The sequence below is a fragment of the Mycobacterium persicum genome, from assembly GCF_002086915.1.
In the GTDB taxonomy this organism is placed as follows: Bacteria; Actinomycetota; Actinomycetes; order Mycobacteriales; family Mycobacteriaceae; genus Mycobacterium; species Mycobacterium persicum.
Genome location: NZ_MWQA01000001.1, coordinates 5,571,014 through 5,582,676, shown reverse-complemented (window position 1 = coordinate 5,582,676; position 11,663 = coordinate 5,571,014). Strand labels below are relative to the sequence as shown.

The 11,663-nt window shown below is 66.3% G+C and carries 9 protein-coding genes and 1 pseudogene; 4 read left to right on the top strand and 6 right to left on the bottom strand.

The window, feature by feature from the left end; translation table 11 throughout:
- Window positions 1–238: 238 nt before the first annotated feature.
- Window positions 239–730: pseudogene (locus B4U45_RS25405) on the top strand (phosphotransferase-like protein); the annotation flags it as partial.
- 10 nt (window positions 731–740) lie between these two features.
- Here the strand turns inward: B4U45_RS25405 and B4U45_RS25400 are convergent.
- Window positions 741–2,387 carry an acyl-CoA synthetase gene (locus tag B4U45_RS25400; protein WP_075550019.1) on the bottom strand — a complete coding sequence of 549 codons (1,647 nt, stop codon included), beginning with the start codon at window positions 2,385–2,387 and terminating at the stop codon, window positions 741–743.
- Between the two features lie 180 nt (window positions 2,388–2,567).
- Here B4U45_RS25400 and B4U45_RS25395 point away from each other — a divergent pair, with 180 nt between their 5' ends.
- A complete protein-coding gene (locus B4U45_RS25395; protein ID WP_075550018.1) occupies window positions 2,568–3,221 on the top strand; it encodes a DedA family protein in 654 nt (217 codons plus the stop codon).
- 116 nt (window positions 3,222–3,337) lie between these two features.
- Here B4U45_RS25395 and B4U45_RS25390 read toward each other — a convergent pair whose 3' ends face one another.
- Entirely contained in the window at window positions 3,338–3,943 is a 606-nt protein-coding gene (locus B4U45_RS25390) for a TetR/AcrR family transcriptional regulator (RefSeq protein ID WP_075550017.1), read from the bottom strand.
- Window positions 3,944–4,093: 150 nt separating this feature from the next.
- Between B4U45_RS25390 and B4U45_RS25385 the strand changes: the two genes are divergently transcribed.
- Together B4U45_RS25385 and B4U45_RS25380 are read left to right on the top strand one after the other, a co-directional pair.
- Window positions 4,094–4,522, top strand: a complete 429-nt coding sequence (locus tag B4U45_RS25385) for an anti-sigma factor antagonist (RefSeq protein ID WP_075550016.1) — start codon at window positions 4,094–4,096, stop codon at window positions 4,520–4,522.
- 138 nt (window positions 4,523–4,660) lie between these two features.
- The gene (locus tag B4U45_RS25380; RefSeq protein WP_075550015.1) at window positions 4,661–6,379 is read left to right on the top strand and encodes a thiamine pyrophosphate-binding protein; all 1,719 of its coding nucleotides are present in this window, start codon (window positions 4,661–4,663) and stop codon (window positions 6,377–6,379) included.
- A 35-nt stretch (window positions 6,380–6,414) separates the two neighbouring features.
- Here the strand turns inward: B4U45_RS25380 and B4U45_RS25375 are convergent, their stop codons facing one another.
- From B4U45_RS25375 to B4U45_RS25360, 4 genes are all read right to left on the bottom strand, one after another.
- Complete coding sequence (locus B4U45_RS25375) at window positions 6,415–6,741, bottom strand: hypothetical protein (protein WP_075550014.1); 327 nt, start codon at window positions 6,739–6,741, stop codon at window positions 6,415–6,417.
- Between the two features lie 115 nt (window positions 6,742–6,856).
- Window positions 6,857–8,299, bottom strand: a complete 1,443-nt coding sequence (locus B4U45_RS25370) for a serine/threonine-protein kinase (protein ID WP_075550013.1) — start codon at window positions 8,297–8,299, stop codon at window positions 6,857–6,859.
- On the bottom strand, window positions 8,296–8,571 hold the full coding sequence (locus B4U45_RS25365; protein ID WP_131808390.1) for a hypothetical protein: 276 nt from the start codon (window positions 8,569–8,571) through the stop codon (window positions 8,296–8,298). Before B4U45_RS25365 ends, B4U45_RS25370 begins: the two co-directional genes overlap by 4 nt.
- A gap of 148 nt (window positions 8,572–8,719) precedes the next feature.
- Window positions 8,720–11,662, bottom strand: a complete 2,943-nt coding sequence (locus B4U45_RS25360) for an ATP-binding protein (protein WP_075550011.1) — start codon at window positions 11,660–11,662, stop codon at window positions 8,720–8,722.
- Window position 11,663: the final 1 nt, after the last annotated feature.

Below are 11,663 nucleotides of genomic sequence, written 5' to 3'. Positions count from 1 at the left end.
GCTCGGTCAGCAACTCGTACTGCTCGAGAATGCCGAGCTTGTACTCCGCGGTGAACGTCCGCCGTTTCGGCCGCTTCTCACGCGGCCCCTTGCCGCTACCCACGTTCCCATCATCGGCCACCGCCACCGCGGCGGTATCGGCCAGTGTCATCGTCACGGAATCAGAATCCAGTCCTCGCCCTGCTTCTCAACAGAAGACTCATCTACTTCAACGTCTCACACAGGTTAGACAGAGAGGGTGCCGCCGGCGCAGCTGGACCTCGATCGAGTGCGGCCCGAGTACTACACGTGGGACTGCGTGGTCGAAGACGACGGCCTCGACTGGTTCACCGTGCATCCTGGTCCGCTCTTGGATCAGGCCATGCATGCCCGTTACCACGCCATCCGGGCCTACCTGGACAACGGCATGAACGTGATCGCCGACGAGGTGATCTGGAAGCGGGAGTGGCTGGTGGACGCCCTCCGAATTTTCGAGGGCTGCACAGTGTGGATGGTCGGAGTCCATGTCTCCGACCAAGAGGGTGCTCGCCGGGAGCAAGAACGCGGCAACCGCTACCCCGGCTGGAACCGGGGCAGCGCCCGCGCCGCACATGCCGATGCCGAGTACGACTTCGAACTGGACACCACGGCCACCCCGGTCCAGATGCTGGCCCGAGATCTGCACGATCGCTACCGGGCCTGCCGCGAGCCCACCGCCTTCAATCGGCTACACAAGCGCTTTCTGTCCTGAGCCCGACGCGTTAAAGTTTTTGTGTCACTTGATCTTTCGCCCAGCGATAATCGGCCTTGCCCGACGGCGAACGTTGCACCCGGCTGCAGAAGACAATGTCCTTGGGAAGCTTGTAGCGCGCAATGTGGCGCGCGGCCTCGGCGATGATGCTGTCCGGGTCGGCATCCCGTCCCTGCGCCAATTGGACGATCGCGACGACTTCGCTTCCCCACCGGACACTGGGACGACCAGTCACCACGACGTCGTACACGGCGGGGTGCTCGGCAATCGCGGCCTCGACCTCCTCGGCAAAGATTTTCTCCCCGCCGGAGTTGATGGTGACCGAATCACGGCCGAGCAACTCGATTCCGCCATCGGCGGCCCAGCGGGCCCGGTCACCGGGAACGGAATGGCGAATCCCTTCGATGACCGGAAACGTTCGCGCGGTCTTCTCCGGGTCCCCGAGGTACCCGAGCGGAATCAGACCCTGCTGAGCCAACCAGCCGATTTCGTCGTCCCCGGGCGACAGGATCCGGGTCATGTCTTCGCTGACCACCACCGCCCCCGGGTTCGGAGCGAACCGGCCGGAAGCACCCTGCAGGCGAGTGGACACCTGGCCCATCTGTGACCCCGACTCCGAGGATCCGCCCGCGTCCAGGATTGCCAGTTGCGGCAGCAATTCCACGAAGCGCTGCTTGATCGGCGCGCTGAGCGCCGCACCGCCGGTGACCAGAATCAGTAGCCCGGACAAGTCATAATCACCGGACTCGAGTTCGTCGATCAACGGCCGGCCGAACGCGTCGCCGACAATTGACAGCGACACCACCTGTTCCCGGCTGGCCAGCGCCCACACTTCGGCAGGATCGAAGTGGGTGGTCGTCGGCGCCATGACAAACGTCCGTCCGCCGCACAGGTTGATGAATGCCGCCCACTGCGCCGCGCCGTGCATGAGCGGCGCCGCCGTCATCGAGCCCGGCCCGTCCGGCCGTGACCGCTCGACGATCTCCTGCAGGCTGGTGGCCAACTCGCCGGTGCCGAAAGCCCTTCCGCCCATTGCGTTCATGTAGATGTCGTGCTGACGCCACAGCACCGCCTTGGGCATTCCGGTGGTGCCGCCGGTGTAGAGCACGTAAAGGTCGTCGGGCGACGGGGTCACGTCGAGCGGCTCTTCGGACGTCCCAGATATCGACGCCAGCAGTTCCTCGTAGCGCACCGCCCCCGGCAACGGATCGTTTCCCGAATGGTCGTCGACATGGATCAGGCGCGGGAGGTGGTCGTATCTCTCCAAGGCCTCGGCCAGCGTCGGGCCGAACCGTGCGTGGTACATGACGGCGTCGGCGGCGGCATTGCCGAGCAGATACACCAGTTCGTCGGCGACATAGCGGTAGTTGACGTTGAACGGGGCGACCCGGGCTTGGTAAGCCCCGATCATCGCCTCGAGGAACTCGTTACCGTTCGCCAGGTACAAACCGAGGTGACTTTGTCCCGATTCGTAAGGTGCCAACTCGGAGCGTTCCCGACGAACGCCGAGCCCCCACCGGTGTAGGGCGCGGGCGAAACGTCGGGCGCGTTCGTCGGTCTGCGCGTAGGTGAATCGCCGGTCCCCGAACACGATGCAGTCGCGATCCGGGTTGGCCGCCGCCACCGCCGAGAACACCTGCGCGATGTTGAATTCCACTAACGGCCTCCTGGCGATGTGACGGCCGAATATACGCCATCCTGGGGGCCCTCCCGTCGCGGGCGTCGACGGCACCCGGGTTGGGCACTCCTGGGGCAGATGTGACGACAAATTCGGCGCCGGCCCGGTCACAAGCCTGGTTACACGGCGCGGTGAGCATGCGTCAGGCATCCTTTAGCAATGGATGTGGAAGCGCTGCTGCACTCGGTCCCGCCGCTTGCCGTCTACCTGGTAGTGGGCGGCGTGGTCGGGGTCGAGAGTCTGGGCATTCCCCTTCCCGGGGAGATCGTGTTGGTCAGCGCGGCGCTGATGTCGTCGCATCACGATCTGGCCGTCAACCCCATCGGTGTTGGCGTTGCCGCCGTCATCGGCGCGGTAATCGGTGATTCGATCGGTTACTCGATCGGCCGCCGATTCGGCATGCCGCTGTTCGACCGGCTTGGCCGGCGATTTCCGAGGCACTTCGGCCCCGGACATGTCGCGCTCGCCGAGCGGCTGTTCAACCGCTGGGGAGTTCGCGCGGTGTTCTTCGGTCGCTTTATCGCGCTGCTGCGGATCTTGGCCGGGCCGCTCGCCGGCGCCTTAAAAATGCACTACCCACGATTTCTGGCCGCCAATGTGTCGGGTGCCATCTGTTGGGCCGGTGGCACTACCGCGCTGATCTACTACGCCGGGATGGCGGCGGAACGCTGGATGCAGCGCTTCTCCTGGGTCGCGTTGGTCGTCGCCATCGTGGTCGGGATCATCGCGGCCATCCTGCTGCGCGAACGCACGTCGCGGGCGATCGCCGAACTCGAGCAAGAGCACTATCGCAAGGCGGACACGGCGGCCTGATAGGCGACTGAGCCAGTGCCCCGCCGCGGGTGCCGGGCGACCAGCGGGCACGCCATTTGCTGCCCCGCGACTGGCGGCGCCTGGCAATCGTCTTCCAGGCCGACAGCCGGCGAACGCTAACCGGCCGCTTCGGATTGGGGACGATGCCGTTCGATGAGAACGCGGGCCATCTGCTGCGCACGGTGAGCCGCCTCGGAGTCCCCGACGGCCGCCATGATGATGGCGCCCTTCATGAGGATGTGCCACGAACAGGCGAAATCCTCCACCTCGAGGAGACCGGCTACCACCGCACGTTCCCGCACGACGTCACGCACATGGTCGATGTGGGCGACGCAAGCCTGGCCGACGGGATGATCACGCCCCAACTCGAGCAGCACGTTGATGAACGCGCAGCCTTCATATCCGTCGCGACTTTGGAACCAATCGTGCAGGACGTCGAAGATCGCCAGCAATTGTTCCTCGGGGGTGTTGCCCAGCTCGCGCGAGTGCGCCTCGATCAGACCGTACGTCCAGAGTTCCTCACGCCGCTGCAGGACCGCCAGCACCAGGTCGTTCTTGGTCGCGAAATGCCGGTACAGCGTGGCCCTGGCCACACCCGCCCGCTCGATCACCTCGTCGGTGCCTACCGCCCGGATACCGCGCCGGCTGAACAGTTCGTAGGCGGCCCCCAGAATGCGGTCACGAGCCGGTGCAGCCGGCGTGGCGGACTCCGGTACGGCCATAGCGAACCCTAACCATACTCTCAGACCCCGGATGTAGACAGACCGTCCTGTCTCGTTATACAAATGAGACCTAACGACGAAGTCTGTCTTCAGACGCGCAGGACGGGCATCCATCGCGGCGCTGCGGCGCCAGTCGATTAGGAGTGCGCCATGAGCGTGGTTACAGCAGAACCGATCACCCCACATCTGATGCTCAGCACGCGGCTTGTCAGCGAGTTGGGCGACCCGCGGAGCACCTTGCGGGCGACCACCGACCGCAACGGAGCGGCGGTGTTGATACACGCGGGCGGCGAGGTCGATGCCTGCAACGAGCACACGTGGCGCCAGCTGATTACCGAGACGGCCACCAGCGTCCCCCGGTCGGGGTTGTTCGTCGTCGACGTCACCGGCCTGGATTTCATGGGCTGTTGCGCCTACGCCGTGTTGGCCGAAGAGGCCGATCGGTGTCGTCGCCGCGGCGCCGAGCTACGCCTGGTGAGCCCGCAATCGACCGTCGCCCGGATCGTGGCGGCCTGCGGGTTCAACGACTTATTGCCCGTATACCGGACGGTGGAATCCGCTCTGCGGCCGAGCTGGTAGTCCCAGGCAGCCCTGACGTCGCGTGCGCGGGGCTCCCCACGTTCACTCGCGGGGCCTTAGGGGACTTCAGCCTCTTCTCTTAACCGGTGCACTGGTGGTGCGATCCCTGGGTGAGCGACTCACGCTTGGGAGGTTGAGATGACCGAAATGACCGGTGGCGAGCTCTTCGCCCGTTCGCTTCAGGCCGAGGGGATCGAGTTCCTCTTCGGGCTGCCGTCCCCGGAGATCGACCCGCTGTTCGCGCAATTGCAGGCGTACGGTATCCGGCTAGTGCCGGTGCGTCACGAAGCGGCCGGGGTGCACATGGCCGAGGGCCTGTACAAGACGACGGGCAAAGTCGCGGCTGTGCTGGGCAATCCCGGCCCCGGCTCGGCGAACCTGCTGCCGGGGGTGGTCACCGCGCTGCACGAAGGTGTTCCGGTGCTGGCCATCACCTCCCAGCACCGGCTCGGCATCGTCTATCCCTCACCGCCTTCGACCTTCCAGGGCCAAGACCAACTCGACCTTTTCCGGCCCGCGGTCAAATGGGGCGGCCCGATCTTCGAATGGGCACGCATACCCGAGGTGCTACGGCTGGCGTTCCGCGAGATGCACAACGGACGGCCAGGTCCCGTCCACGTCGAGCTGCCGGCACCGATTCTGTATGAGACCGGCGATCCGCGGACGGCGCCGGTATGGTCGCCCGTCAGCTACCGCGTCGGGCCGCCGCAGCCGTCGGACCGCCAGCTCGACGAGGCCGCGGTGCTGCTGGCGGCCGCCCAGCGTCCGGTGGTGATCGCGGGCCAAGGCGTCGACCGCGCCGACGCCCGGGGTGGTCTGCTGGATATCGCCGAACTGCTCGGCTGCCCCGCCATCGCCTCGATGGCCGGGCGCGCGTGCGTCCCGGCCGATCATCCCAACTACGTGTTCGGGTTCGGCCCCGCCGGTGACCTCGCGCGCAGCGAGGCCGACGTGTTGCTGGTGGCTGGCTCCCGGATGGGAAACCTCGACGTCCCCTACGACAGCTACTGGGGCGACCCGGCGGGCAAGCGGCTGATCCAGATCGACATCGACCCAAGGCATTTCGGCGTCACCCGGCCACTGCACCTGGGCATCCTGGCCGACGCGCGAGTCGCGCTCGACGGCATTGCCGCGCGGCTGCGTGCGACGGATCTCGGCCCCCGCGACGGCGCCGACCTGGCCCGCTACCGGCGGCTCGACGAGCAGGTCCGGATGCAACTGGCTACCCCGATACTCGAATGGCAGGGCCCGGGCATCCACCCCGCGCATGCGGCCGGTGTGATCGGCGCCGCGTTCGGTTCGGATGCGGTGTACACCGTCGACGGTGGCAACACGTCGCTGTGGGCCTACAACGTACTGCCCCCGACACGGCCGCGGTCCTATCACTCGATCCTCGAGCTCGGGATGCTCGGCACCGGGATCCCGTCGGCGATCGGCGCCAAACTCGGCGCACCTGAACGCGAGGTGGTCTGCGTCACCGGCGACGGGGCCGCCGGATTCAACATCATGGAGTTACAGACCGCCGCCCGTGAGGGCATCGACGTCACCGTCGTGGTGTTCGCCGAGGGCTCCTGGACGATGGAGGAGCTGAACGAACTTCAGTTGTACGGAACAACATTCGGCACCGCGCAGGGCGAGATCCGGTGGGACATCGTCGCGCAGGGACTCGGCTGCCACGGCGAATACGTGGAGCGGATCGAGGACCTCGACGGCGCCCTGCGGCGTTCTCGCGAGCACGGCGGCCCGAGCCTGGTGTGTGTGCGGACCGATCACGCCGCCAACCTCGCCATCCCGGCCGAGATGACGGCCCGGTTCTTCGAGGTCTACTCCGGCCCCGCCAAACCCGCCGTTGTCTGAGGTCGGCGTCGTTGGCCTGAGCGAGTGATGCGAGACTATCCAGATCCTCCGTCGTCGGATTGGTTGGCGATGCAGGTCCGGTAGGCCTCCCAGCACATCGCGGCAGCGTCCGGCGGCACATACCTCTCCCCGTAGATGCCTATTTGCACGCTGGCCGACATGCAGGCCTGCTTTTCGCTGGTACAACTCGTTGTGGGCGCGTCCTGTTGCTGCAGCGGTAGGGTGCCCAGGTCTCCGGCGGTCTCCCCGCTGATGCAGGGTGTTGTCGGCGACTCGGCCGCCGCTGGGCTGGCTAAGACGCCGGCGATCGGGCAGAGCAGAACTGTTGCCAACGCCAGCCGGGCAACGGGTTTGAAAGACATCAGCGACTCCTCACGACAGAAATGTCAGGGGTTTCAGAATTGCGCCCGTCGTCTTGTCGGGTTAGGGCATTAGTGCCCACAAGGCGGGGGAAGAAGTCCCTAAGAGCTTCGCCGGTTACCGCGGATCCGCCGGGCAACCCGATGGGCATGCTGCCCGCGGACAAAGAGCAACACAAGCGTGCTCGTTATCGTCCCGGGCGTCGAGCATCGCGGCCGGCGCCTGTGCGGGGTGAGACGGGCGCTGAGCGGTGGCGTGATGACGATTTGCCATCACGAATCCGAGGGAACACAGCAACACAGCGATCACCGCTATCAGCACCGCCGCTTTGCCAGCCCGTGCCCTTGCGGCGAACCTGCCGGGACGGCAAGCCCGTTGGACATGTGGGAGCCACCCCGGCCCGGCGGCCTGGGTCGCCTCGGATTGGCGCGCTGCGGCTGAATCGCTTTGGACGGCAGGGGGATTCGCAAACCGCAGACGCGGGGCGCAGCCGACCGCCGAAGCAGCGCGTACCGCCCGGGCGAATTCGCCCGCAGTCTGGTAGCGGTCACCGGGGTCTTTGGCCATCGCGGTGGCGACGACGCCGTCGAGTGCGACCGGCAGCCCGGCCACGTAGTCGCTGAGCCGGGGCGCGGGGTGCTGGATGTGAGCCATCATCACCGCAGCCAATCCGGGTCGGTCGCTGAATGGGGCATGACCGGTGAGCAGGTGAAACAGCGTGCACCCAAGGGAGTAGATGTCGGTGCGGGCGTCGAGAGGCCAGCCCTGCAGGAGTTCCGGGGAGGCATAGGCCACCGTCGTGATCACGTCGCCGGTGCGGGTCAGCCCATAGTGGTCATCGCAGCTGCGGGCGATGCCGAAGTCGGCCAGCACCACCCGCTCGGGCTCCCCCGGCAGGCCAGGAGATAGCAGGATGTTCGCCGGCTTGACATCGCGATGAAGCAGGTTGCGGCGATGCAGATGATCGAGGGCCATGGCCACCTCGCCGACGATGCGCTCGGCCCGCGCCGGCGGCATCCGCCCGGCAGCGGTTTCGACATCGGCGTCCGTGCCGCGCACATACTCCATCGCGATCCACAACGCGCCGTCCGGCGTGTCCCCGCGATCGTAAACCGCAACGATATTGGGGTGATGCAGCCCGGCCGCCAGGTCGGCCTCCCGCATGAACCGAACACGGAAGCGCGGATCCCGGGCGAGCGGACCGTCGAGAATTTTCAGCGCGTCTCGCCGAGGCAAGCTTGGATGACGGGCCAGATATACCGTGCCCATGCCTCCCGACGAGACCACGGCTTCGACCCGATAGTTGGCGACCTGCGTGCCCACCCGCCGTGCCGGATCTGCGCTTGCGCACGTCGTGCCACGCGTGCTGGGTGCGTACACGGTTGCCAATGCCGACGCCCGCTGCATCGGCAAGCCGGCGATGGCGCGCCGCGTCACCCGATCACCGCCGCCCCCATAACCGAGTACGGCGACCATGGGAAACCGAAACTGGGTGCGGCTATCCCGCGCCGAGGGCACGATCGGTGGCTTGCGGAACGCTTCGACGCGACGAGTCTTCATCGGCGAGATCTTCCGGACGCGGCGCCCAACAAGCGGTCAGACCACCCGGACAGCCAGATCCTCAACAGCTGGACACTCGCCGCGGAAAATTGCTCCAGCCAGACCGCCGGGCCGGTCTGCACCACGACGAACCGGGCCAGCAGCACCAGCATCCACACCGCGCCCGTCGCCGTCCCCAACACGAGCACCTCCCAGGGCGGTGCTTGAGACACCGGAATGATCGCCTCAGCCACACCACTGATCATGTCGAGGTACAACCGTGGACTGGACACAGCCGCATCACCTCCAACGTGATGTGCATCCAAGCAAGCGCAATTCCTTGCCCGCTGCCGAGACGAATTCCTTGCCGCTGCCCACAATGCGGGTGAGGCGTTCGGAAACCGTTTGCAAACTATGAAATGCGCAGGTAAAAGGGCATTATTACGGCACCCGACGGGTTCCGGGGGCTACTGCAGCGGGTCCGTAACACCGCTGCAGGCTCGACCGTGCCCGCGTCACCGCATCGGAAATGCCGGCAGGTGCGCTGAGCGCGTCAAGGCGAGCAGCGCCCAGCGAATCGACGAGCACCGCCATCTGGGCCGCGGCCAGCGGCATAGGCTTGCCGGCATTGACGAAGGCCCAATACAGGACGGCGGCGTCCTCGTGGCAGCCGAGCCGGACCAACAGCCGGGTGATGTAGCGCAGCGTAAGCCACTGCTGGGTCAGGTCGGCGAAGCGTTCCCAGTGCTCGAGCACGCCGATGAACATCTGCGCGGCCACCCGTGGATCGCCGTAGACGGCACGGATGGCAGCGGCCTCCATCAAGGCGCTGCCGTATACCCAGAAATTCTGCACGTCGGCGGCCAGCCGCGCCGAGTCGTCGAACAGAGCCAAGGCGCGCTCCGGTTCGGACCTCCTCAGCAGGTAGCCGAGCACGAAATAGGCCATTGACTGTGCGGTCGGGTTGCCGGTGTCGTCGGCCGCCCCGACGGCCTCCTGCGCCGCAGGTATCGCAGCCTCGTCATTGCCGAGTACGCCCTGGCAGATCGCCAACGTGAACAGCGTCCACCCCAGGCGAATCGGATCCGCGTCACGGCGGGCACGCTCGGCCTCAGCCGTCCAGTAGGCCAGCGCCGCCTCTGGATGCCCTTCGAAAAGGGCGACATCGGTAAGAACATCGACGGGGTTGACCACGCGGGCGCTGCCCCTCGCCGGAGTCCGTCCGTGCGCCAGCGATGCCAACGACTTGGCCCGCGGGAAATCAGCCCGGGCCCACGCAACCCGGGCTGCCGTCCCGACGACCGCCGGGAACAACGGATGGTCAGGATCGGCGACGGCGATGACGCGCTCGGCCCATTCGGCTACCTCGTAGCCCACCCGCCAACCGATCAACTCCGGTACCGCAGCGACGATCCGCATCGCAAGGCCGATGTCGTGCTCGTCCATCGCGTGTCCGAACGCTGCGCGCAGGTTGTCGTAGTCGGGCAGCGCCCGCTCCACCCAGTTCCGCTCCTCGGCGGTGAGCATGCCAGCTCCGGCCCGCTCGGCCAGCCCGGTGTAGTAGCGCGCATGCCGGATCGAGCATTGGCGCTCAATGCCGTTTTCCCGCAACCGATCTCGGCCATATGCCCGCATCGTTTCCAAGACGGCGTAGCGGGCTCGTTCCTCGATGCTGCGCACCACCACCATGGATTTGTCCACCAAACCCGTCAGCAACTCCAGTGTGTCGGCCTCACCTGCGCCGTCGAGCCCGCAGATTCCGTGGGCGGCGTCCAAGTCGAAGCTGCCGGCGAACACCGAAAGACTGGCAAATAACGACTGTTCGGATTCGGTGAGTAGCCGATACGACCACGCGATCGTCTCGGACAGACTCTGCTGTCGCGGCAGCGCGCCCCGGATCCCGCCGCGCAGCAGCCGCAAGAAATCCGGGCGCCGGGCCACGTCCATACTGCTCATCACCCGCATCCGCGCCGCTGCCAACTCCACCCCCAGCGGCAGGCAGTCGACCCGTCGACAGATTTCGACGACGGCGCCCATCGGCTGGTCTTCGAGCGTGAAGTCCGAACGGCTTGCCAGGGCTCGGTCGACGAATAACTCGGTCGCGTCCGCCTCCTCCAACGGAGGCACGCCGATAATTCGCTCGCCTTCCAGGCCGAGAGGTTGCCTGCTGGTGGCCAGCACCGATACTCGCGGGCAATGCCGCAAAATCTGGTCGATGAATTTCCCGGCGGCTTCGAGCACGTGCTCGCAGTTGTCGAATACCAGTAGGACTTCACGTGACCTGAGGTACTCGATCACCGATTCCTCGATGTCCATGCCTTGCTGTTGCCGCAACCAGACACTCGCCGCCACGGCGTGCCCGACGGCGCCAGCGTGCTCCAACGGTCCCAGTTCGCAGATCCATATGCCGTCGCCGAACCGCTGTTGCACACGTTGTGCGGCCTCCAGACCCAGCCGGGTCTTGCCGACACCACCGACCCCGACCAAGGTGACCAGCGGGCCATCGCTCAGGGCGTCAATCGTTTGCGCCAATTCACGCTGCCGGCCAACGAAACTCGTCACCCGGCGCAGCAGCCCCGACCGTGGCCGGTGCATGCCCAGCGGCGCGGGCGCGGCGACCTCGTGTGAGACCGGCTGCGGCACCGGGATAGCGGCCTCGCCGGTCAGTATCTGCTGATGCACCTCGCGCAGGCTGGGCCCCGGATCGATTCCGAGTTCGTCGACGAGTTGCTCGCGAACCCGACGATAGGTTTCCAGCGCGTCGGCCTGGCGTCCACAACGGTACTGGGCCAGCATCAACTGGCCGGCCAACCGCTCGTCCAACGGATGCGCAGCCTGGGCAGCCGAAATCTCAACCAGCAGATCTGTGTGTTTACCGATCCGCAGGGCCGTGTCGTTGCGGTCCAGTTCCACCGAAAGCTTTTCGGCCCGCAAGGCAGTGCGGATGTCGTTCACCCACGGGGTGTCCAGGGTCGCGAACGGCTCACCGGACCAAATCGCCAACGCCTTGTCGAACAGGAGCGCGGCCTGCTGGGGGTCATCGGTCGCTCGGGCCTGTGCGGCCACGCGGCGGAAGCGGTGCAGGTCCACCGTCAGCGGATCGGCGGCAAGGACATACCCGCCCGGCTCGCGCGAAATGGAAGCGCCTTCGCTTTGGGCGAGCAGATTCCGCAGCCGCGACACATACCCGGCTAGCGAATTGCGGGCACGGTAGGGTGGACGGTCCGACCACACGCGATCGACCAGTTGACCGACCGGAATGGGCCGATTCACGTCGATCAAGAACGCGACCAGTACACAGCGTTGACGGGCATGACCGATTTCTAGCCGTCGCCCGTCAACTCGGGCTTCGACGTCGCCGAGCAACGTGAACTCGACCGTCATC

Excerpts from the sequence above, each read along its gene's own strand:
- B4U45_RS25380 (WP_075550015.1), top strand. The coding sequence starts at position 4,661 with ATGACCGAAATGACCGGTGGCGAGCTCTTCGCCCGTTCGCTTCAGGCC.
- B4U45_RS25385 (WP_075550016.1), top strand. The coding sequence starts at position 4,094 with ATGAGCGTGGTTACAGCAGAACCGATCACCCCACATCTGATGCTCAGC.
- B4U45_RS25390 (WP_075550017.1), bottom strand. The coding sequence starts at position 3,943 with ATGGCCGTACCGGAGTCCGCCACGCCGGCTGCACCGGCTCGTGACCGC.
- B4U45_RS25360 (WP_075550011.1), bottom strand. The coding sequence starts at position 11,662 with ATGACGGTCGAGTTCACGTTGCTCGGCGACGTCGAAGCCCGAGTTGAC.
- B4U45_RS25375 (WP_075550014.1), bottom strand. The coding sequence starts at position 6,741 with ATGTCTTTCAAACCCGTTGCCCGGCTGGCGTTGGCAACAGTTCTGCTC.
- B4U45_RS25395 (WP_075550018.1), top strand. The coding sequence starts at position 2,568 with ATGGATGTGGAAGCGCTGCTGCACTCGGTCCCGCCGCTTGCCGTCTAC.
- B4U45_RS25370 (WP_075550013.1), bottom strand. The coding sequence starts at position 8,299 with ATGAAGACTCGTCGCGTCGAAGCGTTCCGCAAGCCACCGATCGTGCCC.